This window comes from Pseudomonas sp. RIT-PI-r (assembly GCF_001297015.1).
In the GTDB taxonomy this organism is placed as follows: Bacteria; Pseudomonadota; Gammaproteobacteria; order Pseudomonadales; family Pseudomonadaceae; genus Aquipseudomonas.
This window is the reverse complement of sequence record NZ_LIGE01000037.1, coordinates 189,405-212,145: the sequence shown is the minus strand read 5'-3', so window position 1 is coordinate 212,145 and position 22,741 is coordinate 189,405. Positions and strand designations below refer to the sequence as shown.

Sequence of the window (22,741 nt, the reverse complement as noted above, 5' to 3'; positions counted from 1 at the left end):
TGGCGCTGATCCGTCTCGCGCTGCATGCTCTGCCGACTGACTTAGGGAGAAGGTTATGCAGCTTGAGTTTCATCAGGTCGACGCTTTCAGTGATCGGCCATTCAGTGGCAATCCAGCAATGGTGTATCGGCTGGATGCGTGGCTCGCGGATGAGCTGATGCAGAAGATCGCTGCCGAACACAATCTGGCGGAAACCGCGTTTCTCGTGCGTGAAGGCCAAGCCTGGCATATCCGCTGGTTTACTCCGACCACTGAAGTGCCGTTGTGCGGGCATGCCACGCTGGCCAGCGCTCATGTGTTGTTCGATATCTACCAGGAAGCGGCCGAGCGTATCGACTTCACCAGTAAGTCCGGGCCGTTGAGTGTCAATCGTGAAGAGGGCCGCTTATGGCTGGACTTTCCGTCGATCGTGCCGTCAGAGATTGGCGTGACCCTGGATGTCGAGCGCGCGCTGGGAGTTGAAGCGGTTGATGTGCTCGGTTCCAACGAACTGTTTGTGGTGCTGGAGTCGGAGCAGGCCGTGCTCGATTGCAAACCGGACATGGTCGCGCTGGCGAAGCTGCCGTGGCTGGGCGCGATCGTCACGGCGCGGGGCAATCAGCATGACTTCGTCTCGCGCTATTTCGCGCCGGCAATTGGCATCAATGAGGATCCGGTGACCGGGTCGACGCACTGCAGTCTGATTCCGTATTGGTCCAAGCGTCTGGGCAAATCGAGCCTGACGGCGTGCCAGCGTTCGGCGCGGGGTGGCGAGTTGTTCTGCCGGCTGGAAGGCGAGCGGGTAAAAATCGGCGGCAATGCAACGCTGGTTGCCAGCGGCACCCTGATCCTGGGTTAAAAGCTAAAAGATCGCAGCCTTCGGCAGCTCCTGCAGGGATCAATGCAGGAGCTGCCGAAGACTGCGATCTTTTGATCTTTAAAGCGTGGTGCTGTAGCGGCGGACGCCGTTTTCCGCCGCCGGAATTTGCGCAGCAGTGCTGCCGCAAGCCTGGAACAACACCAGATGTTCAGCGGCAACACGAATCCCCACTTGCGCACCAACCTGATGATCGGCATGGCTGGGGAAAATCGATTCCAGCTGTGCACCGGTCGGCAATTGCAGGCGATATAACGTTGAAGCTCCGAGGAACGTCTTGCCGACAATGCGCGCTTTCAACGCGCTGTCCGGCGCATAAATAATGTCATCCGGGCGCAGCAACACGTCCACCGCGCCGCCAATCGGCCACCCGTACGCCCGGTTGCCGCGCAGCACGCCGAGTTCCGTCTGCACCGATTCCGGGCTGCCGAGCTGGCCGCGAATGAAGTAGCCCTGACCGATAAAACTCGCCACAAACGGCGTTGCCGGTTCGTGATAGAGGTTGTACGGCGTGTCCCACTGCTCCAGCCGACCTTCCTTGAACACGCCAACGTGATCGCTGACGGCAAAGGCTTCTTCCTGGTCGTGGGTCACCAGAATCGCGCTGGTGCCACGTGCCTTGAGAATGTCGCGTACCTCATGACTGAGTTTGCGGCGCAACTCGCCATCGAGGTTGGAGAAGGGTTCGTCGAGCAGCAGCAGTTGCGGCTCCGGTGCCAACGCGCGGGCGAGGGCGACGCGCTGTTGCTGGCCGCCGGACAACTCGTGGGGGAAGCGCTTGCCGAGGTTCTTCAGGTTGACCAGTTCCAGCAGCTCTTCGGTGACGCGCGCCTTGTTCGGGTGCTTGCGAATGCCGAAGGCGATGTTGTCCGCGACGCTCAGATGCGGGAACAGCGCATAGTCCTGGAACACCATGCCGATCCGGCGTTTCTCCGGGGCGAGGGTGAAACCCGCGCTGGAAATGGTTTCGCCGCCAAGGGTGATTTCACCCTCGTGCACCGGTTCGAAACCGGCGATGGCGCGCAGGGTGGTGGTCTTGCCGCAGCCGGACGAGCCGAGCAGGCAGCCGATGTCACCGGCGTTGAGGTGCAGATTGAGGTTCTGCACCACACGTTGATCTTGATAGCCGCAAGCGAGGTTGCGCAGGTTCAGCAGTAATTCATGGCTCATGCGTGGTGATATGCCGGTTCAACGAGGAACTCGAGCAGGGCCTTCTGTGCGTGGAGACGGTTTTCTGCCTGATCCCAGGCGACGGAGCGCGGGTCATCAAGCAGGTCGAGGCTGATTTCTTCGCCACGGTGCGCAGGCAAGCAGTGCATGAACAGCACGTCCTCGGCAGCGAGGTCGAGCAGGGCACGGTTGACCTGGAACGGGGCGAACAGCTTGAGGCGCTTGGCAGTTTCCTCTTCCTGACCCATCGAAGTCCAGACATCGGTGCTCACCAGATGCGCACCGCGCACGGCATCTTGCGGGTCGCGAACGATTCTCACGCGATCGCCAGCCTTGGCCACGAACTCGGGATTCGGCTCATAGCCTTGCGGGCAGGCAACGCGCAGCTGGAAGTCGAACTGGATCGCCGCTTCTATATAGCTGTTGCACATGTTGTTGCCGTCGCCGATCCAGGCCACGGTTTTGCCCTGGATCGAGCCACGGTGTTCAAGGAAGGTCTGCATGTCGGCCAGTAGCTGACACGGGTGCAGGTCATCGGACAGGCCGTTGATCACCGGTACGCGCGAGTTGGCGGCAAATTCGGTCAGAGTACTGTGGGCAAAGGTACGGATCATCACTGCATCGAGCATGCTCGACATGACGATGGCGCAATCGCCGATCGGCTCGCCACGGCCCAGTTGAGTGTCGCGCGGCGAGAGGAAGATCGCCTGGCCGCCGAGCTGGATCATGCCTGCTTCGAACGAAATCCGGGTACGGGTCGAGGATTTTTCGAAGATCATGCCCAGCACGCGGTTTTTCAGAGGCTCGAACAGTACGCCGCGGTTACGCAGGTCCTTGAGCTCAACGCCTCGACGGATCACGCTGACCAGCTCTTCGGGCGTGCAATCCATCAGGGAGAGAAAGTGCCTTGCGCTCATCATTGACTACCTTTTTGCTACAAACCGCAGATGCTCAAAGCCTTGTTTAACGGAACAACGGGCGAGACCTGCGGCGTAAGCCGCACGGGGCGACGAAATAGGGGGAGGCGCGATATTGACACTAAATGTCGCGTTTTTCCAATAGGCTACGTTTTTGCGCGAACAGAGAAGCGTACTGAATGTTGCAGTGCGCATTTAGAGCCGCCATGAGGACAGCAGCGAGCCCCTTTGTACACTGGCCTCGCGGGGCTTGGCAATCAGGCGTAGCGGGGATGGCGTTACTCAGGTCGGTTCAAGACTGCACGGTTACGGATTCGCTTGGTCGGATGGCCGGTGTGAAACATTTGCTAAAGCAAAGTGCTGGGTTATAAATACCTTTCGAGCGACGCAGGAAGCCTCCGCATGGAATCGAAAGAAAAACTGTTAATGGAATTGCTGGGCCATACGGCTCGCTCTCTGACCCATCTCACCGCGTCAGTCACTTCAATGTCTTTTGAGTTGCTGCGCAGCGAAGACGAAGTGGTGAAGACTGCCGGGCGCCACATGATTGACCGCATGGCCACCATCAGCGCCGGGCTCGACGAGCATTGGCGGTTGATCGGCGAACTCACCGGCGTGCACGTCGCCCACGAGCAGATCGAAACCATTCAGGAAATCCAGCTGGCAGCACCGCCGCAGTTGCCATCGAACTGATCGTGCCGGCCTATCGGCCCACCTGATAGGCCTCGATTCACAAGACGAACGTCGCTGGCGCCAGACCTGCGCCGGGGCCATAGTTTTGTTCCCGCGGGCGTGATCGCCCGCCCAGAACAAGACAGAGACTGGCCATGACCAAGACTCTCCACCACCGTGCCTGCCACCTGTGTGAAGCCATTTGCGGCCTGACCATCGAGACCACCGAATCCGAGGGCAATGTCGCGATCTCCTCGATCAAGGGCGATGCGCTTGATACCTTCAGTCGCGGGCACATCTGCCCCAAAGCGGTGGCGCTGCAGGATATCCAGAACGATCCCGATCGCCTGCGCCAGCCGATGCGCCGCGTTGGCAGCGAATGGCTGCCGATCGAATGGGACGAGGCGTTTGCGCTGGTGGCTGGAAAACTGGCGGCAATTCAGGAGCGTCACGGGCAGAACGCCGTGGCGGTCTATCAGGGCAACCCGAGCGTGCACAATTACGGGTTGATGACGCACAGCAATTATTTCCTCGGTTTGCTGAAGACGCGCAATCGCTTCTCGGCGACTTCGGTCGATCAGTTGCCGCATCACCTGAGCAGTTATCTGATGTACGGACACGGCCTGCTGCTGCCGATTCCGGACATTGATCACACCGATTTCATGTTGATCCTCGGCGGTAATCCGTTGGCGTCCAACGGCAGCATCATGACCGTGCCAGATGTTGAGAAACGTTTAAAAGCGATCCAGGCGCGCGGTGGTAAAGTCGTGGTGGTCGACCCTCGGCGCAGCGAGACTGCGGCGATGGCCGATCAGCATTTGTTCGTGCGCCCGGGTGGCGATGCCGCGTTGTTGTTCGGTGTGCTCAATACACTGTTTGGCGAAGGCCTGACCCGCGACAGTCATTTGCCGGTCGACGGGCTGGACGAGGTGCGCGCTGCGGTGGAGACCTTCACCGCCGAGGCCATGAGTCCGCTGTGTGCGGTGTCCGCTGAGCAGATCCGTCAACTGGCGCGGGATTTTGCTGCCGCGCCGAGTGCGGTTTGCTATGGCCGGATGGGTGTTTCGACCCAGGCCTTTGGCACGCTGTGTCATTGGGTGGTGCAGTTGATCAATCTGGTCACCGGCAACCTTGACCGTGTTGGAGGGGCATTGTGCACTGAACCTGCCGTGGATCTGGTGGCGTCGACCTCGGGTGGGCATTTCAACAAGTGGCAGAGTCGTGTTTCCGGGCGTCCTGAGTACGGCGGCGAACTGCCGGTCTCGGCGCTGGCCGAAGAGATGCTCACCGCAGGCGAGGGCCAGATCCGGGCGCTGATCACTGTGGCCGGCAATCCGGTGTTGTCGACACCGAACGGGCGGCAACTGGAACGCGCGCTGGACGGCCTCGACTTCATGGTCAGCATTGACCTGTACATCAATGAAACCACGCGTTATGCCGACCTGATCCTGCCGTCGACCTCGGCACTGGAGAACGATCACTACGACACCACGTTCAACCTGTTCGCGGTGCGCAACGTCACCCGCTTCAATCGCGCGATCCTCGCCAAGCCCGAAGGCGCGCTGCACGACTGGGAGATTTTTGTTGGCCTGGCCAAGGCCTTTGCCGAGAAGACCGGTAAAGAACTGAAACCAACGATGCCGCCGGCGAAGATGATCGATATGGGGTTGCGCATGGGGAGGTACGGTGACGCGTCCGAGCAGCAACTCTCGTTGGCGACATTGTTTGATCATCCTCACGGAATCGACCTCGGCGCGTTGAAAGCGAACCTGGCACCGCGCCTGAAAACGCCGAACCAGCGTGTGCAGGCTGCTCCGCCAGAGATCCTTGCCGACCTCGCGCGTTTTGCCGCGCTGCAAGCACCGGCGGCCGATGAGCTGTTGATGATTGGTCGTCGTCATGTGCGCAGCAACAACTCATGGATGCACAACTATCACCGCCTGGTGAAGGGCAAGCCACGCCATCAGTTGCTGATGCATCCGGACGATCTGGCCAGCCGTGGACTCAACGATGGACAACTGGTGCGTGTGAGTTCACGGGTCGGGCAGATTGAAGTGGAGGTGCTGGGCAGTCTCGACATGATGAAAGGCGTGGTCAGCCTGCCGCACGGTTGGGGCCATTCACGCCCGGGCGTGCAAATGGCGATTGCCAGCGGCCAGCCAGGTTCGAGCGCCAATGACCTGACCGATGAATGTCAGCTCGACGAGTTGTCGGGCAACGCGGCGTTGAACGGCGTGCCGGTCACTGTAGCGGCAGCGTGAGCATGTCTGTCGGGGAGACCGAGCATGGCGCTCGGGATTCCGTTACAATGCGCCACCGTGCCGACCCATGAGTCGGAAAGTTCAGCCGAGGTGCTCCATGGATATCATCGAAACGATTAAAGAGCAGATTGCCAACAACACCATTCTGCTTTACATGAAAGGCTCGCCGAATGCCCCGCAGTGTGGCTTCTCCGCGAAAGCTGCGCAGGCTGTGATGGCGTGTGGCGAAAAGTTTGCGTACGTGGACATCCTGCAGAACCCGGAAATCCGCGCCAACCTGCCAAAGTACGCCAACTGGCCGACTTTCCCGCAACTGTGGGTCGGCGGTGAGCTGGTCGGCGGTAGCGACATCATGACCGAGATGGCTGCAGACGGTTCGCTGCAAAGCACCATCAAGTCGGCTGTTGAAGCGGCTGCGGCGAACAAGTCCGAAGCCTGATAAGGCCGGGTTTCGCGCGACACCTCCTGCTCCTGTAGGAGCTGTCGAGTGAAACGAGGCTGCGATCTTTTGATCTTCAGCCAATAAAAAGCCCCGCACCTTGAAAGAGGGCGGGGCTTTTTAGTGCGTTCGAAAAGTTACTGCAAGTTGCCGGTGCAATCTGAAAAGATCGCAGCCTGCGGCAGCTCCTACTCTTCGCCCATCTGCGATTGCAGATAGTTCTCAAGACCGACTTTATCGATCAGGCCCAGTTGGGTTTCCAGCCAGTCGATATGTTCTTCTTCGGATTCGAGAATGTCTTCGAGCAGTTCACGGCTGCCGAAGTCGCCAACGGTTTCGCAATGCGCGATCGCGGTCTTCAGGTCGGCGTGGCCGGTCTTCTCGATACGCAGATCGCACTCCAGCATTTCCTTGGTGTGCTCGCCGATGTGCAGCTTGCCCAGGTCCTGTACGTTGGGCAGGCCTTCGAGGAACAGGATGCGCTTGATCAGCTTGTCCGCGTGCTTCATCTCGTCGATGGATTCTTTGTATTCGTGCTTGCCGAGCTTGTTCAGACCCCAATCTTCATACATGCGTGCATGCAGGAAGTACTGATTGATCGCGACCAGCTCATTGGCAAGGATCTTGTTGAGATGCTGGATGACTGTAATGTCGCCTTTCATGATCGGAGTCCTGCCCTGTATTCGCTGTATATACAGCAGAGTTTGAGCCTCGTATTTATAAGTGTCAAACCTAAGTTATTGAATAATAAATGAAAATTAATCGGAATAAGAATGTTTGTGTTCCGCGTCTAGAGCGTAAGCAATTGATTTTCGGGCATAAAAAAACCGGACATAAGTCCGGTTCTTTGAAATGGGGTGTTATTACGCAGCAGTAAATTCTACCGGATAGGGGATCGCAGCCTGAGCGGTTTGCAGCTTGGTCAGGGTTTCGCGAACCACTTCCTTGGCGAGGCAGGCACATTTGCCGCATTGGCTGGCGACGCCGGTGGCCTGGCGGACTTCTTTATAGCTGCAGCAACCTTCATAGATCGCTTCGCGGATCTGTCCGTCGGTGACGCCAGTGCAGAGACAAACATACATAAGTGAGAACCGTCGCTGGTTGTGACTCAATTGCGATGGATCTTAATAATAACGAGAATGATTGTCAAAGTGCTTTGCGAGGCCTTTTTACCAGATTGGCGCGTGACTGACGAACGGTGATTACTGGCGATCTGCCTGGCCCCGTAAATGCAGCCTTGTGATCGGCAGACTGCAAAAAACCGTTAAGGACAGGCCAAATTCGCAGTGTATGATGGTCGGCCCTTGCGAAGGGGGTTCGTGTCACAGGGCTGTCGCCTGAGGGTGGCAGGCTGGCCCGGACCCTGAACTTCAAGTTTTTACACCAGGAGATATCAATGAGCGTACTCGTAGGCAAACAAGCCCCTGACTTCACCGTCCCGGCCGTACTCGGCAATGGCGAGATCGTTGACAGCTTCACCCTGTCCTCGGCCATCAAAGGCAAATACGGCCTGGTGTTCTTCTACCCACTGGACTTCACCTTCGTCTGCCCGTCCGAGCTGATCGCTCTGGACAACCGCATGGCTGACTTCAAGGCGCGCAACGTTGAAGTGATCGCTGTGTCGATCGACTCGCACTTCACTCACAACGCATGGCGCAACACCCCAGTGAACAATGGCGGCATCGGTCAGGTGAAATACACCATGGCTGCCGACATGAAGCACGACATCGCCAAGGCTTACGACGTTGAATCCGAAGGCGGCGTGGCTTTCCGTGGCGCGTTCCTGATCGACGACAAAGGCGTTGTCCGCTCGCAGATCATCAACGACCTGCCACTGGGCCGTAACATGGAAGAGCTGATCCGTCTGGTCGACGCTCTGCAATTCCACGAAGAGCACGGCGAAGTCTGCCCTGCCAACTGGAAAAAAGGCGACAAAGGCATGAACGCTTCGCCAGAAGGCGTTGCGGCTTACCTGACCGAGAACGCTGCTGCCCTGTAAGGCGCAACGTCGAGGTACAAAAAAACCGGCCCCTGTGGCCGGTTTTTTTATGCGCGGGATTGACTCAACGAGGATCAGTCGTCGAAGTCTTCCCAGCCGCCCATCTGTTTCCAGCGGTTGACGATGCCGCAGAACAGCTCAGCGGTTTTCTCGGTGTCGTAACGCGCCGAGTGCGCCTCACGGCCGTCGAAATCGATGTCGGCGGCCTGACAGGCTTTCGCCAGTACGGTTTGACCGTACGCCAGACCGGCCAGCGTCGCGGTGTCGAAGCTGGAGAACGGGTGGAACGGGTTGCGCTTCATGTCCAGTCGCGCGACCGCAGCGTTCAGGAAGCCGAGGTCGAAGCTGCTGTTATGACCGACCAGGATCGCCCGCTTGCAACCGTTGGCCTTCAACGCCTTGCGGATGCCTCGGAAGATGTCGGTCAGCGCGGTTTCTTCGCTGACCGCCATGCGCAGCGGGTGATCGAGTTTGATCCCGGTGAACTCCAGCGCCGCCGCTTCGATGTTGGCGCCTTCGAACGGCTCAACACGGAAGAAATAGGTGTGATCGGGGTAAACAAAACCCTTTTCATCCATGGCGATGGTGGTCGCAGCAATCTCCAGCAACGCATCGGTGGCCGAGTTGAAACCGCCGGTTTCTACGTCGACGACAACCGGCAGGTAGCCGCGAAAGCGTGCTGCCATCGGGTGGCGGGAACCGCCGCCGCCACTTTGACCGTCCAGTTCGTCGTCGAAATGGTCTTCACTCACGCGTGTTCCTCCAGCAGGCGCCAGCGCAGTTTTTCACCGGCGCGCAGCGGGATAACGGTCAGCTCGCCGAATGGCAGGCTGGTCGGGGCAGTCCATTCTTCACGAACCAAAGTAATGCGATCGGTGTTCGCCGGCAGGCCATAGAAACGCGGGCCGTTGAGGCTGGCGAAGGCTTCGAGCTTATCCAGCGCATTGCGCTGCTCAAAGGCTTCGGCGTACATCTCGATGGCGGCGTACGCGGTGTAGCAGCCGGCACAGCCACAAGCGGCTTCCTTGGCGTGCTGAGCGTGCGGCGCCGAGTCAGTGCCAAGGAAGAACTTCGCGCTGCCACTGGTGGCAGCGTCGAGCAGGGCTTCCTGGTGCGTATTGCGCTTGAGGATCGGCAGGCAGTAGAAGTGCGGCCGAATCCCGCCCACCAGCATGTGGTTGCGGTTATAGAGCAGGTGATGCGCGGTGATGGTCGCGCCAACGTTGGCCGAAGCCTCGTTGACGAACTGCACGGCGTCGCCGGTGGTGATGTGTTCGAACACCACTTTCAGCGTCGGGAAACGTTCGACTACTCGGCGCATGTGCTCATCGATGAAAATCTTTTCGCGGTCGAACACATCGACGTCGCCGCGAGTGACTTCACCGTGGATCAGCAGCGGCATGCCGACTTCGGCCATGGCTTCGATCGCCGGCAGAATCTTGTCGATGCTGGTCACGCCGGAGTCGGAGTTGGTGGTCGCGCCGGCCGGGTACAGCTTGGCGGCGTACACGAAACCGCTGGCCTTGGCCTCACGAATTTCTCCGGGCTGGGTGCGGTCGGTGAGGTACAGCACCATCAGCGGCTCAAAGCGACTGCCGGCCGGGCGGGCAGCGAGAATCCGCTGGCGATAGCCATCGGCTTCAGTGGCGTTGCGCACCGGAGGTACCAGGTTGGGCATGATGATGGCGCGACCAAAGGTGCGCGCAACATCGGCAACGGTATTGGTCAACACGGCACCATCGCGAAGATGAATGTGCCAGTCGTCGGGACGCAGCAGGGTCAGGCGGTCGGACATGAGGGGATTCCAGGCGGGTCAAACTGAGGCGAATGCTACCGGAAAAGACTCTTGCAGGCACTCGCTATCAAGTTTTGCGGGAACCTTCCGATATCCCGTAGGTATGCCGTAAACATAGTGTGAATCGGTCTTTGTGTTTCAGAAGCCAATGGAGCCTCCCGTGCGCCAGCGTTATTTAGCCTTGCTCAGTGTGTTTGCCAGCCTCCCCGCGATGGCGCTCACGTACCAGACCCGTCTGGAGAACATTGAGTGGACGGTCGCCGGCGACAAGTTCGAATGTCGTCTGACCCAGCCGATCACTGATTTCGGCTCGGGTGAGTTCGTGCGCAAGGCCGGCGAGCAGGCGATATTTCGTCTGAACGCCTACAACGCGATGCTCGGCGGCGGCTCGGCGACGCTGCTGGCAGCGGCGGCGCCCTGGCAGCCGGGGCGCGGCGATATCAACTTGGGCAGCGTCAGAATCGGCAGCGGCAATGTGCTGTTCAACAGCTCGCAATCCCAGGCCGGCGGCTTGATCAGTGGCCTGCTCGACGGTCGCAGCCCGGTGGTGCGGCGTGCGTCTGGCGACGGACGGGTTTCGGAAGTGCGTTTGTTGCCAGTCAAGTTCAACAAGGCGTTCAACGACTATCAAACCTGTGTGGCGAAGTTGTTGCCGCAGAATTTCGACCAGATCAAGCAGTCGCAAATCGGCTTCCCTGGCGAAGGCGTTGACCTGGATTCCGCCGCCAAAGCCAAGTTGCAAGTGATGCTCGAGTTCATGAAGGCCGATCCGACGGTCAATCACATCGAGCTCGACGGCCACTCGGACAACAGCGGTAATCGCCTGACCAATCGGGAACTGTCGCGCCGCCGGGCGCTGGCTGTCGTCGACTTCTTCAAGGCCAATGGCATTCAGGAATCGCAGATCACCGTGCGGTTCCACGGCGAGCAATATCCGATTGTGCCGAACACCAATGCGGCCAATCGCGCGAAGAACCGTCGGGTCAATGTCAAACTGGCACGTGTGGCGCCGACAGCGGCTCCGGCACCGCAAGCGAGTACGCCAGCCAGCACTGCAGCGACTTCCTGACCCGCCGGTCATCGTCGCGCTCTCGACAGATTCTGTCGCTTTGTCGTCTTAAGCTGTCGCGCCTCTGTAAATTATCGCGTTTGGGCGGTAGACTCCTCGGCTTTCCGTAGAACCCCGTGGAGTGATGGCATGGCGGACGTAAACAAGGTCGTTCTGGCGTATTCCGGCGGCCTGGACACTTCGGTGATCCTCAAGTGGCTGCAGGATACTTATAACTGTGAAGTGGTGACCTTCACCGCTGATCTCGGTCAAGGCGAAGAGGTCGAGCCGGCCCGCGCCAAGGCTCAGGCCATGGGCGTCAAAGAAATCTACATCGACGATCTGCGCGAAGAATTCGTGCGTGATTTCGTATTCCCGATGTTCCGCGCCAACACCGTTTACGAAGGCGAGTACCTGCTGGGTACTTCCATCGCACGTCCGCTGATCGCCAAACGTCTGATCGAAATCGCCAACGAAACCGGCGCTGACGCCATTTCCCACGGCGCCACCGGCAAGGGCAACGACCAGGTGCGTTTCGAACTGGGTGCCTACGCACTCAAGCCAGGCGTAAAAGTCATTGCACCCTGGCGTGAGTGGGACCTGCTGTCCCGCGAGAAGCTGATGGACTACGCCGAGAAGCACGCGATCCCGATCGAGCGTCACGGCAAAAAGAAATCCCCGTACTCGATGGACGCCAACCTGCTGCACATCTCCTATGAAGGTGGCGTGCTGGAAGATACCTGGACCGAGCACGAAGAAGACATGTGGAAATGGACCGTCTCCCCGGAGAACGCTCCTGACAAAGCGCAATACCTGGAACTGACTTACCGTAACGGCGATATCGTTGCACTGGACGGCGTCGAAATGACCCCGGCTACCGTGCTGGCGACGCTGAACAAGATCGGTGGTGCTCACGGTATCGGCCGTCTCGACATCGTCGAAAACCGTTACGTCGGCATGAAGTCCCGTGGCTGCTACGAAACCCCGGGTGGCACCATCATGCTGCGCGCTCACCGCGCCATCGAATCGATCACCCTGGACCGCGAAGTCGCTCACCTCAAAGACGAACTGATGCCGAAATACGCCAGCCTGATCTACACCGGTTACTGGTGGAGCCCGGAGCGTCTGATGCTGCAGCAGATGATCGACGCTTCGCAGGTCAACGTGAACGGTGTTGTGCGCCTGAAACTGTACAAAGGCAACGTGATCGTCACTGGCCGCAAGTCCGACGATTCGCTGTTCGATTCCAACATCGCGACCTTCGAAGAAGACGGCGGTGCTTACAACCAGGCCGACGCGGCGGGCTTCATCAAGCTCAACGCGCTGCGCATGCGCATTGCTGCCAACAAAGGCCGCAAGCTGTTCTGAGCCCTTCAGACACGCAATAAAAAAGGCGGCTTGTCGTTATGACAAAGCCGCCTTTTTTTACCCACTACAAAAGGCTGCATGGGTTTCATGCGCCTTTCAGAATCGTGCTGGCGTGCGTACATACGTTATAGGCAATCACATGGGTCGCTCCAACGCGTTTTTTTGCATGCCGCAGAAGCTCCGCCATGATCTGCATAAGCAGAACCTCAGACGCCGGATCAGTCAGTAATACGATGATTTTCGAATGTTTGCCAGGGCGAGAGAAGCTTTCCAGCAAGGTGTCAAAGTCCATTCGATTGTTCATCTGACGCACGTCGATCGCTCGCAGGGTTCCCAGCGGTTTGGGCCATTGAACGTTATGTTCGATCCATGAACACGCGGTGTCGGCGACACCAGGTTCTGGCGGGGGACCGGACGGGTGCAGGTTCGCTTCTCTTGCAGGTACTCCGTTACTGGAGGAAGTCTCCTTGGCTTTTTCAGGCGATGGAGCTTTTTTCGTCGAACTGTTGCGCAATCCGCTTTCGGTATCTTTGATATCGGCAGACAGCTTTAAAAAACTGTCGTCCTTGTCGAAGTCGGAAGGCGCATAAAGAGATCGATAGTTGAAGTTTAATGTAATGAAAAATAGCAGTAACAAGTAAAAAGGAAAGCTCATAAGGAACCATATGTACATCTCGCGTTCCTGATCACCAAGGAATGGCAGTGATACGGCCGCGGAGGACTCGGATATGAAAGCAAATACAACGATTACTGTCATTGGGTTGGCAATTTTCTTTTTGAATTTCAGCATATTTGGCACTCATGAAATTTAGTTGTCCGTACTTATGGTTTGTTTTTAGTGGGTGTGTATTTTTATATTAAAACTATGGCGTTGGATAGAAGTATCTTGTTTCAGTTGTTTATGTTGTCGTGGTGAAAGATTTTGATTTGTTTTTTTAAAAGAACAGGTGTGTTGGTTTTTTTCAGAGTTAGAGTTTCGGGTTGTTGCTAGCGCCATGCAAGGTTCTTCAATCATTCGGGTATCAGCGCATGCTCGTGCGGCGCTCCCCTGAGGGCTTGTCTGGCAGGCGTTTTAACGGGTTGACACGGGTCGTAAACCGCGCCCGAGTGACACTTGATCTGCGGAGTTTGGAATTCTTGTAGGAAAAGTCTTTATTTGCTGTAGGGGATGTCTTTCGCTGTGCTTGCAATGGAACTCTCTTGTGCCATGTCGCAAGTGACTAGGCTATTGTGCCGGCTCTAAAAATTCGAACAGCGAAACTGGACTTGCCCATGAATAAAGTGCTGATCGTGGATGATCACCCCGTCATTCGTCTTGCTGTGCGCATGCTGATGGAGCGTCATGGCTACGAAGTTATTGCAGAGACGGATAATGGCGTAGATGCTCTGCAACTTGCGCGCGAACAAATGCCGGACATTGTCATACTGGATATTGGAATACCCAAGCTTGATGGTCTGGAGGTTATTGCGCGTCTGGCGTCGACTGCGATGCCGATGAAAGTCCTGGTGTTGACTTCCCAGGCGCCAGGGCACTTTTCAATGCGTTGCATGCAGTCTGGTGCTGCAGGCTATGTTTGCAAACAACAGGATCTGACCGAATTGCTCAGCGCCATCAAAGCGGTGCTTTCCGGTTACAGCTACTTTCCCAATCAGGCGTTACACACGGTGCGCACCAGCCTGGGAAATGCCAGCGAAGCCGATATGGTCGATCGTCTTTCCGGGCGCGAAATGATGGTGTTGCAGCAGTTGGCTCGAGGCAAGACCAACAAGGAAATTGCCGATGGCATGTTTCTCAGCAACAAGACAGTCAGTACTTACAAGACTCGATTACTGTTGAAGCTCAATGCCCGTTCTCTGGTTGATTTGATCGAATTGGCACAACGTAATGGACTTGTCTGAGTGTATTTTCAGCGACCGATCAGCATCAGCGTGCAGCGGACAGAAAAAAGCCTCCGTTTCGGGAGGCTTCAGATATCAGAGATCAAAATCGTAATCAGCCAATTGTTTTTGCAACCGGCGCTCCTCTAGCAGATTGTCGATGGTGCGGCGTTTGCTGAGGTTGGTTTTTGCGACCTCGACCACGGGTTCTGCGTCATCGGTCTCAGCGGCAGTAAAATCGTCTTCAACGTCCAATTGCTCTTTATCGGTACTCATCAGGTTAACTCCCGGCTAAGACTGCCTTTGGCGCTCCTTATATCGACAATACAACGACTGGTAAAAAAGATTTTTTCAATCGACAGATACAAAAACCTAATAGTTACTCAATCGTCTGAAGTTTTTTCCTTGTACTCGCACAAGTCCTCGATCCGGCAGCTGCCGCAGCGGGGTTTGCGTGCCAGGCATACGTAACGCCCATGTAAAATCAGCCAGTGGTGGGAGTCGAGCAGGTAATCCTTGGGCACAAATTTCATCAATTTCTTTTCCACTTCGACCACATTCTTGCCGGGTGCAATTCCGGTGCGATTGCTGACGCGGAAGATGTGCGTGTCGACTGCCATGGTCAGCTGGCGGAAAGCGGTATTGAGGACCACATTCGCTGTTTTACGCCCGACACCTGGCAGGGCTTCGAGCTCTTCACGCGTTTGCGGAACCTGGCTGTCGTGGCGTTCTACCAGCAAGCGGCAGGTATCGATAACGTTTTTCGCCTTGCTGTTGTACAAGCCAATGGTCTTGATGTATTCGGACAGCCCCTCGACACCCAAGGCATGAATCGCCGCTGGCGTATTGGCTACCGGGAAAAGCCTGGCCGTGGCTTTGTTGACACCGACGTCGGTCGACTGCGCCGAAAGAATTACAGCGATCAACAATTCGAACGGCGAGGAGTACGCCAGTTCGGTTTTCGGCTCGGGATTGTCTTCGTGCAGTCTGCGAAAAATCTCAAGACGTTTTGCGGCATTCATGGGCGATGCGTTTCCTTCGATATAGAGTTCGGGCGCGTCCACGCCTGATGTGCTGCGAGCAGCAGCCCCAGTAAAATCAGTGCGCCGGGAACCAGCGTCAGCCAGTGCAGGCCTGAGTGAAACAACACCCACTCTCGCCAGTGTTCGGACAGGTCCCGGCCAAGGCTGCCCTGACCGATGAGCTCACGCAACACCGCCAGTAGCACCATCAGCCCGCCGAACTGAATGCCGAGTTTGAGGCGCTGGGCCAGTGAATGGCGAAAGAAGCCGTTATGTTCCAGTACCACGCACTGCAGAGCGATCATCCCGGTATACAGACTGAGAGCCTGATGCCATTGCACAGACCAGCGTTGCGCGAATATCTCGGCGCAAGCGGTGAGGGTGGCGGCGAGTACCACACTGGTCAATAACGTGCTCAAGGGCATCAGGCGCGGGCGCAGCAACGACATGCAGACGCCATACACGCCCACCACCATCACCGACATAAACAGCATGCCTGAAGCTTCGGCGAGCGAGCTGCTGGTGCCGAGCAGCAGCACCAGCACCATTGAGTTCGACAGCTTCACCGATGTGTTCATGTACCACTCCCCAGCATGGCTACCCGATGCTCATCGAAATAGCGTAATGCATCGTGGATGGCATTGAGCGCCGCGCGAGAGGTAATGGTGGCCCCCGCCATCTGGTCGAATTGGCCCTGATCCTTTTTCAGTGCCCAGCCGTTATCGGTGGGTTCTTTGCGTGACTTGCCGGCAAACGCCTGAAGCCAAGTATTTGGCCAGTCGCCAAGATGTCCGCCGAGTGCCGGTGTTTCGTTTTGCCTGAGGGTTTTCACGCCAATCAGCTTGCCGCGGGTATCAACGGCGATCAGCAATTGGAGGGTGCCGGCGTAACCCTCGGTTTCACTGCGCAGCACCAGCGCCACCGGTTGTCCGGCCTTGGTTGCGCGATAAGCGCCGAGCAGACGGCTACGGGGCAAAGCGACATCGACCAGCGGCAACGGCTGTTCCAGCGGTTGATTGTCGTAGCTTTCGGCTGGGAGCACGTCGAGCAGTTTGCGATTGTCGAGCCGGCGCAGCTCGGCGGCAATCTGCGGTGCATTGGCGCGTTGTACCAGATACGTCACACCAACACCGCTGATCGTCAGGACTAGCACGATGACGACATTCGCTGTGCGGTTCATGGGGTCACCTGCGTCTGTCGCCTGGCGGCGAAACGTTCCAGTGCCGGCACGCCAAGATTCATCAGCAGCACCGCGAACGCGAGCCCGTCCGGGTAGCCACCCCACGTGCGAATCAGATAAGTCAGCAAGCCGACGCCGATACCAAACAGCAGGCGGGCGGGGGCGCTTTTTGCACCTGAGACCGGTTCGGTAATGATGAAGAAAGCACCCAGCATGGTCGCACCGCTCAGCAGGTGGAACAGTGGCGAGCCATGTGAGTCCGATCCCGAGCCGTTCCAGCACAACATGCTGACGACGAACAGGCTCGCGAGCATGCCGACCGGCGCGTGCCAGGCGATGACCCGCCGTTGCAGCAAGAACAGCCCGCCGGTGAGGAAAGCCAGGTTTATCCATTCCACACCGCGGCCGCCGAAGCGACCGAACGCTGGATTGCTGGCAAACAACTCATCCATTGTCAGGCTCTTGTTGATGCGCAGACTGTCCAGAGCTGTGGCCTGCACCCACGCATCCGGCGCCTGAGCCGGATTGAATACCTGCTGCACGGCGGCGAGCAGATCCATGCCGTGCGCGGGCCAGAGGGTCATCGGTTGCGGGAACGTCACCATCACCAAAGCGAAACCAAGCATTGCCGGGTTGAACGGGTTTTTGCCAATGCCCCCGTACAAGTGCTTGCCGAACAACAAGCCCGAGGCAATCGCTGTCGTCGTCAGCCACCAAGGGCAATAAGCCGGCAGGGCGGCAGCCAGTAATGCCGCACTGACCATTGCGCTGCCGTCGCTCAGTGAGGGGTGTAACGGTTGCCGGCGCAGTCGTGCGACGCCGGCTTCGACGATGAGTGCGCTCGTCATGCAGAGGATCAGGTTGATCAGTACGCCCCAACCGTACAACCAGAACTGCACGAGCAGCCCCGGCAGTACCGCGAGCAACACCAGCTTCATCGCCTGTTGCAGACGATCATCCGGCGTTTCAAGGGGCTGCATGTGCTTGCACCTGACGCTCGGCGTCGCGCAGCGCTTGCTCCAGAGCTGCGATTTGCTCCGGCAAAGCCTCGGCGGTTTGCGCTTTCTTCAGTTCGGCACGGCGCATGGCCACTTGGATTTTTGCACGTTTCAGATCGGCGTCCGACGCAGTGGCCACTGTCACGGCGGGAGTTGCCGGTGTGCCGCTTTCGAGTTTTGCCAGCGCCTGTTCGGCGGCTTCGAACTGTTGCTGCAACACGATCAATTGCGATTGCTGATCGAACGTCGGTGGATGGCCGAAGGCTTTCAGCGACTTATGCAATTGCGCGCGGCTCATTGCGACATCGATCCTGGCTTTCTTCAGAGCGGCGTCCGCGCTGGCGGTCTTCTGTGCACGCACACGTTCCAGCGCAGCCTGCACTGGATCAAGCGTGTTGACTTCGGGTTGCGCCGCACGTTTGGCCCGTGCCTCTCGCTCAGCCTGTTTCTGTTGTTCTTCTCGTTGCAAACGGGCATTGCGTTGCTCGAAGCGCAGACGTGCATGATCGCGCTTGGCGGCGCGTGCACGGTGTTCTTCGAGACTGAGTGCCAGACCGCCGACCACGGGCAATGTGCCCGGCTGCAGTGGATGCATTTCGATGCAGTCGACCGGGCACGGCGCGACACACAGATCGCAACCGGTGCATTCGTCAATCAGCACGGTATGCATCAACTTGGCGGCACCGACGATGGCATCAATCGGGCAGGCCTGGATGCACTTGGTGCAGCCGATGCATTCGGCTTCGCGGATATAGGCGACCTGCGGCGGTGCCGAGCCACGGCTGATGTCCAGTTCCAGTACCGGCACTTTCAACAGCTCGGCCAATGCCGCGATGGTTTCATCACCACCGGGCGGACACTTGTTGATCGCCTCGCCCTCAGCGAGGCCTTCGGCGTATGGCTTGCATCCAGGATGGCCGCACTTGCCGCATTGGGTTTGCGGCAAGAGGGCATCGATGCGTTGAATCAGACTCATGTTTTGATCAGTCCACTGAATCCGAGAAAAATCACCGCGATCAGTCCGGCACCGATCAGGTCGATCGGCAGGCCGCGAAAGGGCAGGGGAATATCATTGTCGGCCGTGCGCTCGCGCAAGTCGGTAAACAGGCCAAGCACCAGCCAGAAGCCGAACCCGGCACCGAGACTCAGGGCGGTTGCCTGCAGCAGACCTTGATCGTTCAGTGTATTGATCAATGCGACCCCGAGTACACCTGCGTTGCCAAGTAACAGTGGCCATAAACCTTCGAAGGGCAGATTCGGCAGCCAGCGCGTCAACAGTTTCAGCAGTGGCGCAATCAACAAAACGCTCAACGGCAGAAACACCAACAGGCGCAGGGCTTCAAGGTGAAACGGCACCAGCAACCAGTGCCAGATCACGTAACCGACTACAGCGACGACCAGCGTCAGGCACAGCGTCGCCAATCCCAGCGCGTGCACCTGACGACGACTGCCCGCCAACAGCGGATCGGCGCCCAGCGGCCAGTGCAACACGAAGTTGTTGAGCAGCGCAGCACTGATAAGCGTAAGCATGAGTTCAGTCATGGTTCTGTCGGCGAAACGGGCAGGTGTCTCTTAAGGTTAGGCAGTATCCGCCCAGATATGAAAAATCCCACCGGCATGCGGGGCACGTCGGTGGGATCGATTTTATTGCTGTCGCTTACTTGATGCGCTGACCCGGCTTGGCGCCGCTGTCCGGGCTCAACAGGTAAATCTCTTCGCCGCCAGGGCCGGCCGCCATCACCATGCCTTCGGAAATACCGAACTTCATTTTCCGTGGCTTGAGGTTGGCGATCATCATGGTCAGGCGACCGTCGAGCTTGGTGGGATCCGGGTAGGCGCTCTTGATGCCCGAGAACACGTTACGTTGCTCGTCACCGATATCCAGTGTCAGGCGCAGCAGCTTGTCGGCGCCTTCCACGTGTTCGGCCTTGACGATCAGTGCGACACGCAGGTCGATCGCGGCGAATGCATCGAAGTCGATTTCCGGCGACAGTGGATCCTTGGCCAGTTCGCCATTGCCGGCCGGGGCAGCAGCACCGGTATCGGTCTGGCTGGCGGTCAGGTCTTCTTTCGAGGCGTCGGACATGGCTTGCACTTTTACCGGGTCAATGCGGGTCATCAACGGCTTGAATTCGTTGAGCTGATGGTTGGCCAGCAGGGTGGTGTGGTCGTTCCAGGTCAGCGGGGCGACGTTGAGGAACGCCTCGGCATCGGCGGCCAGCAGCGGCAACACCGGTTTGAGGAAGATCACCAGTTGGCGGAACAGGTTGATGGCGGTGGCGCAGATCGCCTGGACTTCATCCTGTTTGCCTTCCTGCTTGTTCAACGACCACGGCGCCTTGTCGGCGATCCAGGCGTTGGCGCGGTCGGCCAGGGCCATGGTTTCACGCATGGCACGGGCGAAGTCGCGGGCTTCATAGGCGTCGGCAATGCTTGGCGCGGCGACGAGGAAGGCCTCGGTCAGCTCAGGCGCAGCATTGGTGTCGACCAGCAGGCCGCCATTGCCTTTCTGGATGAACCCGGCGCAACGGCTGGCGATGTTGACCACTTTGCCGACCAGGTCGGAGTTGACCTTCTGTACGAAGTCTTCGAGGTTCAGATCGAGGTCATCGACGCCACGGCCCAGTTTGGCCGCGTAGTAGTAGCGCAGGTATTCCGGCGACAGGTGATCGAGATAGGTGCGCGCCTTGATGAAGGTGCCGCGCGACTTGGACATTTTCTGGCCGTTGACGGTCAGGTAGCCGTGTACGTTGATACCGGTCGGCTTGCGGTAGCCCGCGCCTTCAAGCATCGCTGGCCAGAACAGCGCGTGGAAGTTGACGATGTCCTTGCCGATGAAGTGGTACAGCTCGGCGGTGGAGTCTTTGCCCCAGAACGCGTCGAAATCCAGCTCCGGCGTGCGGTCGCAGAGGTTCTTGAAGCTGGCCATGTAGCCGATCGGCGCGTCCAGCCACACGTAGAAATACTTGCCCGGCTCGCCCGGAATCTCGAAACCGAAGTACGGCGCATCGCGGGAGATGTCCCACTGTTGCAGGCCGGCGTCCAGCCACTCGGCGATCTTGTTGGCGACGGCGTCCTGCAATGTGCCGCTGCGGGTCCAGGCCTGCAGCATTTCCTGGAAGTCCGGCAGTTTGAAGAAGAAGTGCTGGGAGTCCTTGAGCACCGGAGTGGCGCCAGAGATGGCCGACTTCGGATCCTTCAGGTCGGTCGGCGCGTAGGTCGCACCGCATTTTTCGCAGTTGTCGCCGTACTGGTCTTCAGTCCCGCATTTCGGGCAGGTGCCCTTGATGAAGCGGTCGGCCAGGAACATTTTCTTTTCCGGGTCGAAATACTGGGTGATCGAGCGTTGGGCGATGTGCCCGGCGTCACGCAGCTTGATGTAGATCTGGCTCGACAGCTCACGGTTTTCTTCGGCGTGAGTGGAGTGGAAATTGTCGAAATCAACCAGGAACTCGGCAAAGTCGGCGCTGTGTTCAGCCTGCACGTTGGCGATCAGTTGTTCCGGGGTGATGCCTTCCTTTTCTGCACGCAGCATGATCGCCGAACCGTGGGCGTCGTCGGCGCAGACATAAATGCATTGATTGCCACGATGCTTCTGGAAGCGCACCCACATATCGGTCTGGATATATTCCAGCATATGGCCAAGGTGAATCGAACCGTTGGCGTAGGGCAGGGCGCTGGTGACGAGGATCTTGCGTGGTTCGGACATGTGGGGCTTCGCTACTTGATGAAACGGAGGTCGGCCACTATAAAGCGCTGGCGCATATTTTTCACCCTGTGCACCTGTTTCACTGGATGAGAAACAGCAAAGATCAACAGATCGTCCGAACGCGGCCCGAGCCTTCGGCAGCTCCTACACATAATCCCCGGTAGGAGCTGCCGAAGGCTGCAATCTTTTCAGGTACGATACCCGCCATCTTTTCCCAGTCTTGTTATCGGAGTTGCCCATGAGCGCCGTCACTCGCGCAGCGGTGGAAGCCGTCCTCAGCCAATACACCGACCCTTACCTGAACCAGGACCCGGTCAGCGCCGGATGCGTGAAGAACATCGAAATCGTCAGTGATCGCGTCAATGTGCAGCTGGAAATCGGTTACGCCGCCGGTCTGTTCAAGAGCGGCTGGGCGCAACTCCTGCAACTGGCCATCGAAAACCTCGACGGCGTGGTGACCGCCAAGGTTGAAGTCAACAGCGTGATCGCCGCGCACAAGGCGCAGGCGCAGATTCCGGGGCTGGCCAACGTCAAGAACGTGGTCGCCGTGGCCTCGGGCAAGGGCGGTGTGGGCAAGTCGACCACCGCCGCCAACCTCGCACTGGCGCTGGCCCGCGAAGGCGCCAAGGTCGGCATTCTTGACGCTGATATCTACGGCCCGAGCCAAGGCATCATGTTCGGCATCCCCGAACGCACCCGCCCGGAGGTCAAGGATCAGAAGTGGTTCGTGCCGCTCAAAGCGCATGGTGTCGAAGTCATGTCGATGGCCTTCCTGACCGACGACAACACGCCGATGGTCTGGCGCGGGCCGATGGTTTCCGGCGCGCTGCTGCAACTGGTCACGCAAACCGCATGGGGGGATCTGGATTATCTGGTCATCGACATGCCGCCAGGCACCGGTGACATTCAACTGACTTTGGCGCAAAAAGTCCCGGTGGCCGGTGCCGTGATCGTCACCACCCCGCAGGATCTGGCCCTGCTCGACGCGCGCAAAGGTGTGGAAATGTTCCGCAAGGTCAACATTCCAGTGCTGGGTGTGGTGGAAAACATGGCCGTGCACATCTGCTCGAACTGCGGGCATGCCGAGCATCTGTTCGGTGAGGGCGGCGGTGAGAAGCTGGCGACCCAGTACGGTGTGGAACTGCTGGCTTCGCTGCCGCTGTCGATGCTGATCCGCGAGCAGGCCGATGGCGGCAAGCCAACGGTGATCGCCGAGCCGGACAGCCAGATTGCCATGGTCTATCAGGAACTCGCCCGCCACGTCGGCGCGCGGATCGTGTTGCAGGAAGCCGCTACCCCGGCGATGCCGAACATCACCATCAGCGACGATTGATGCATCCGCAACACCGATAACCCTGTAGGAGTGAGCCTGCTCGCGATAACGGTCGATCATTCAACACATTTGTTGAATGTTAATCCGCTATCGCGA

General features: G+C 58.2%; 24 protein-coding genes. 9 read left to right on the top strand and 15 right to left on the bottom strand.

The window, feature by feature from the left end; all coding sequences use genetic code 11:
- The first annotated feature begins 55 nt into the window (after positions 1-55).
- Positions 56-838, top strand: a complete 783-nt coding sequence (locus AK821_RS23090; protein ID WP_064391972.1) for a PhzF family phenazine biosynthesis protein — start codon at positions 56-58, stop codon at positions 836-838.
- Positions 839-916: 78 nt separating this feature from the next.
- On the opposite strand, the gene AK821_RS23085 is transcribed toward AK821_RS23090, so the two are convergent.
- Positions 917-2,026, bottom strand: a complete 1,110-nt coding sequence (locus AK821_RS23085) for an ABC transporter ATP-binding protein (RefSeq protein ID WP_064391970.1) — start codon at positions 2,024-2,026, stop codon at positions 917-919.
- Positions 2,023-2,943: an ornithine carbamoyltransferase gene (gene argF / locus AK821_RS23080; RefSeq protein ID WP_064391968.1), complete on the bottom strand. Its 921-nt coding sequence runs from the start codon at positions 2,941-2,943 to the stop codon at positions 2,023-2,025. Before argF ends, AK821_RS23085 begins: the two co-directional genes overlap by 4 nt.
- 402 nt (positions 2,944-3,345) lie before the next feature.
- On the opposite strand from argF, the gene AK821_RS23075 reads away from it, so the two are divergent.
- From AK821_RS23075 to grxD, 3 genes are all read left to right on the top strand, one after another.
- Positions 3,346-3,636: a hypothetical protein gene (locus AK821_RS23075; protein ID WP_027612069.1), complete on the top strand. Its 291-nt coding sequence runs from the start codon at positions 3,346-3,348 to the stop codon at positions 3,634-3,636.
- 134 nt (positions 3,637-3,770) lie between these two features.
- Positions 3,771-5,876 carry a molybdopterin oxidoreductase family protein gene (locus AK821_RS23070; protein WP_064391966.1) on the top strand — a complete coding sequence of 702 codons (2,106 nt, stop codon included), beginning with the start codon at positions 3,771-3,773 and terminating at the stop codon, positions 5,874-5,876.
- Between the two features lie 97 nt (positions 5,877-5,973).
- On the top strand, positions 5,974-6,315 hold the full coding sequence (gene grxD / locus AK821_RS23065; RefSeq protein ID WP_008079424.1) for a Grx4 family monothiol glutaredoxin: 342 nt from the start codon (positions 5,974-5,976) through the stop codon (positions 6,313-6,315).
- A gap of 188 nt (positions 6,316-6,503) precedes the next feature.
- Here the strand turns inward: grxD and bfr are convergent, their stop codons facing one another.
- Together bfr and AK821_RS23055 are read right to left on the bottom strand one after the other, a co-directional pair.
- A complete protein-coding gene (bfr, locus tag AK821_RS23060; RefSeq protein ID WP_007916671.1) occupies positions 6,504-6,977 on the bottom strand; it encodes a bacterioferritin in 474 nt (157 codons plus the stop codon).
- Between the two features lie 201 nt (positions 6,978-7,178).
- Entirely contained in the window at positions 7,179-7,397 is a 219-nt protein-coding gene (locus AK821_RS23055) for a bacterioferritin-associated ferredoxin (RefSeq protein ID WP_003227725.1), read from the bottom strand.
- 314 nt (positions 7,398-7,711) lie between these two features.
- Here AK821_RS23055 and AK821_RS23050 point away from each other — a divergent pair, with 314 nt between their 5' ends.
- The gene (locus AK821_RS23050) at positions 7,712-8,314 is read left to right on the top strand and encodes a peroxiredoxin (protein ID WP_003227723.1); all 603 of its coding nucleotides are present in this window, start codon (positions 7,712-7,714) and stop codon (positions 8,312-8,314) included.
- A gap of 74 nt (positions 8,315-8,388) precedes the next feature.
- Here the strand turns inward: AK821_RS23050 and rnt are convergent, their stop codons facing one another.
- Positions 8,389-9,066: a ribonuclease T gene (gene rnt / locus AK821_RS23045; protein ID WP_007916667.1), complete on the bottom strand. Its 678-nt coding sequence runs from the start codon at positions 9,064-9,066 to the stop codon at positions 8,389-8,391.
- Positions 9,063-10,109 carry a dihydroorotase gene (gene pyrC / locus AK821_RS23040; protein WP_064391965.1) on the bottom strand — a complete coding sequence of 349 codons (1,047 nt, stop codon included), beginning with the start codon at positions 10,107-10,109 and terminating at the stop codon, positions 9,063-9,065. Before pyrC ends, rnt begins: the two co-directional genes overlap by 4 nt.
- A gap of 160 nt (positions 10,110-10,269) precedes the next feature.
- On the opposite strand from pyrC, the gene AK821_RS23035 reads away from it, so the two are divergent.
- Both AK821_RS23035 and AK821_RS23030 read left to right on the top strand, forming a co-directional pair.
- Positions 10,270-11,178 (top strand): flagellar protein MotY, encoded by a 909-nt coding sequence (locus AK821_RS23035; protein ID WP_064391963.1) that lies wholly within the window; start codon positions 10,270-10,272, stop codon positions 11,176-11,178.
- 129 nt (positions 11,179-11,307) lie between these two features.
- Positions 11,308-12,525, top strand: coding sequence for an argininosuccinate synthase (locus tag AK821_RS23030; protein ID WP_007916658.1), 1,218 nt, complete (start codon positions 11,308-11,310; stop codon positions 12,523-12,525).
- An 85-nt stretch (positions 12,526-12,610) separates the two neighbouring features.
- Here AK821_RS23030 and AK821_RS23025 read toward each other — a convergent pair whose 3' ends face one another.
- A complete protein-coding gene (locus AK821_RS23025; RefSeq protein WP_064391962.1) occupies positions 12,611-13,315 on the bottom strand; it encodes a hypothetical protein in 705 nt (234 codons plus the stop codon).
- A 482-nt stretch (positions 13,316-13,797) separates the two neighbouring features.
- On the opposite strand from AK821_RS23025, the gene AK821_RS23020 reads away from it, so the two are divergent.
- Positions 13,798-14,424 (top strand): response regulator transcription factor, encoded by a 627-nt coding sequence (locus AK821_RS23020; protein ID WP_064391960.1) that lies wholly within the window; start codon positions 13,798-13,800, stop codon positions 14,422-14,424.
- A 75-nt stretch (positions 14,425-14,499) separates the two neighbouring features.
- Here AK821_RS23020 and AK821_RS23015 read toward each other — a convergent pair whose 3' ends face one another.
- The 8 genes from AK821_RS23015 to metG form a co-directional block, all read right to left on the bottom strand.
- Positions 14,500-14,679: a PA3496 family putative envelope integrity protein gene (locus AK821_RS23015; protein WP_064391954.1), complete on the bottom strand. Its 180-nt coding sequence runs from the start codon at positions 14,677-14,679 to the stop codon at positions 14,500-14,502.
- A gap of 107 nt (positions 14,680-14,786) precedes the next feature.
- Positions 14,787-15,425 (bottom strand): endonuclease III, encoded by a 639-nt coding sequence (gene nth, locus AK821_RS23010; RefSeq protein ID WP_064391953.1) that lies wholly within the window; start codon positions 15,423-15,425, stop codon positions 14,787-14,789.
- Positions 15,422-16,003, bottom strand: coding sequence for an Rnf-Nqr domain containing protein (locus AK821_RS23005; RefSeq protein ID WP_064391951.1), 582 nt, complete (start codon positions 16,001-16,003; stop codon positions 15,422-15,424). The genes nth and AK821_RS23005 overlap by 4 nt, the downstream gene beginning before the upstream one ends.
- Positions 16,000-16,605, bottom strand: a complete 606-nt coding sequence (locus AK821_RS23000; protein ID WP_064391947.1) for an RnfABCDGE type electron transport complex subunit G — start codon at positions 16,603-16,605, stop codon at positions 16,000-16,002. The genes AK821_RS23005 and AK821_RS23000 overlap by 4 nt, the downstream gene beginning before the upstream one ends.
- Complete coding sequence (locus tag AK821_RS22995) at positions 16,602-17,585, bottom strand: RnfABCDGE type electron transport complex subunit D (protein ID WP_064391945.1); 984 nt, start codon at positions 17,583-17,585, stop codon at positions 16,602-16,604. The genes AK821_RS23000 and AK821_RS22995 overlap by 4 nt, the downstream gene beginning before the upstream one ends.
- Complete coding sequence (rsxB, locus tag AK821_RS22990; RefSeq protein WP_064391943.1) at positions 17,572-18,579, bottom strand: electron transport complex subunit RsxB; 1,008 nt, start codon at positions 18,577-18,579, stop codon at positions 17,572-17,574. Before rsxB ends, AK821_RS22995 begins: the two co-directional genes overlap by 14 nt.
- A complete protein-coding gene (locus tag AK821_RS22985) occupies positions 18,576-19,145 on the bottom strand; it encodes an electron transport complex protein RnfA (RefSeq protein ID WP_064391941.1) in 570 nt (189 codons plus the stop codon). The genes rsxB and AK821_RS22985 overlap by 4 nt, the downstream gene beginning before the upstream one ends.
- Before the next feature lie 115 nt (positions 19,146-19,260).
- A complete protein-coding gene (gene metG, locus AK821_RS22980) occupies positions 19,261-21,312 on the bottom strand; it encodes a methionine--tRNA ligase (protein WP_064391938.1) in 2,052 nt (683 codons plus the stop codon).
- 238 nt (positions 21,313-21,550) lie between these two features.
- Here metG and apbC point away from each other — a divergent pair, with 238 nt between their 5' ends.
- The gene (gene apbC / locus AK821_RS22975) at positions 21,551-22,645 is read left to right on the top strand and encodes an iron-sulfur cluster carrier protein ApbC (RefSeq protein ID WP_064391937.1); all 1,095 of its coding nucleotides are present in this window, start codon (positions 21,551-21,553) and stop codon (positions 22,643-22,645) included.
- The last annotated feature ends 96 nt before the right edge of the window (positions 22,646-22,741 follow it).

Excerpts from the sequence above, each read along its gene's own strand:
- AK821_RS23090 (WP_064391972.1), top strand. The coding sequence starts at position 56 with ATGCAGCTTGAGTTTCATCAGGTCGACGCTTTCAGTGATCGGCCATTC.
- AK821_RS23085 (WP_064391970.1), bottom strand. The coding sequence starts at position 2,026 with ATGAGCCATGAATTACTGCTGAACCTGCGCAACCTCGCTTGCGGCTAT.
- argF (WP_064391968.1), bottom strand. The coding sequence starts at position 2,943 with ATGAGCGCAAGGCACTTTCTCTCCCTGATGGATTGCACGCCCGAAGAG.
- AK821_RS23075 (WP_027612069.1), top strand. The coding sequence starts at position 3,346 with ATGGAATCGAAAGAAAAACTGTTAATGGAATTGCTGGGCCATACGGCT.
- AK821_RS23070 (WP_064391966.1), top strand. The coding sequence starts at position 3,771 with ATGACCAAGACTCTCCACCACCGTGCCTGCCACCTGTGTGAAGCCATT.
- grxD (WP_008079424.1), top strand. The coding sequence starts at position 5,974 with ATGGATATCATCGAAACGATTAAAGAGCAGATTGCCAACAACACCATT.
- bfr (WP_007916671.1), bottom strand. The coding sequence starts at position 6,977 with ATGAAAGGCGACATTACAGTCATCCAGCATCTCAACAAGATCCTTGCC.
- AK821_RS23055 (WP_003227725.1), bottom strand. The coding sequence starts at position 7,397 with ATGTATGTTTGTCTCTGCACTGGCGTCACCGACGGACAGATCCGCGAA.
- AK821_RS23050 (WP_003227723.1), top strand. The coding sequence starts at position 7,712 with ATGAGCGTACTCGTAGGCAAACAAGCCCCTGACTTCACCGTCCCGGCC.
- pyrC (WP_064391965.1), bottom strand. The coding sequence starts at position 10,109 with ATGTCCGACCGCCTGACCCTGCTGCGTCCCGACGACTGGCACATTCAT.
- AK821_RS23030 (WP_007916658.1), top strand. The coding sequence starts at position 11,308 with ATGGCGGACGTAAACAAGGTCGTTCTGGCGTATTCCGGCGGCCTGGAC.
- AK821_RS23025 (WP_064391962.1), bottom strand. The coding sequence starts at position 13,315 with ATGCTGAAATTCAAAAAGAAAATTGCCAACCCAATGACAGTAATCGTT.
- AK821_RS23020 (WP_064391960.1), top strand. The coding sequence starts at position 13,798 with ATGAATAAAGTGCTGATCGTGGATGATCACCCCGTCATTCGTCTTGCT.
- AK821_RS23015 (WP_064391954.1), bottom strand. The coding sequence starts at position 14,679 with ATGAGTACCGATAAAGAGCAATTGGACGTTGAAGACGATTTTACTGCC.
- nth (WP_064391953.1), bottom strand. The coding sequence starts at position 15,425 with ATGAATGCCGCAAAACGTCTTGAGATTTTTCGCAGACTGCACGAAGAC.
- AK821_RS23005 (WP_064391951.1), bottom strand. The coding sequence starts at position 16,003 with ATGAACACATCGGTGAAGCTGTCGAACTCAATGGTGCTGGTGCTGCTG.
- AK821_RS23000 (WP_064391947.1), bottom strand. The coding sequence starts at position 16,605 with ATGAACCGCACAGCGAATGTCGTCATCGTGCTAGTCCTGACGATCAGC.
- AK821_RS22995 (WP_064391945.1), bottom strand. The coding sequence starts at position 17,585 with ATGCAGCCCCTTGAAACGCCGGATGATCGTCTGCAACAGGCGATGAAG.
- rsxB (WP_064391943.1), bottom strand. The coding sequence starts at position 18,579 with ATGAGTCTGATTCAACGCATCGATGCCCTCTTGCCGCAAACCCAATGC.
- AK821_RS22985 (WP_064391941.1), bottom strand. The coding sequence starts at position 19,145 with ATGACTGAACTCATGCTTACGCTTATCAGTGCTGCGCTGCTCAACAAC.
- metG (WP_064391938.1), bottom strand. The coding sequence starts at position 21,312 with ATGTCCGAACCACGCAAGATCCTCGTCACCAGCGCCCTGCCCTACGCC.
- apbC (WP_064391937.1), top strand. The coding sequence starts at position 21,551 with ATGAGCGCCGTCACTCGCGCAGCGGTGGAAGCCGTCCTCAGCCAATAC.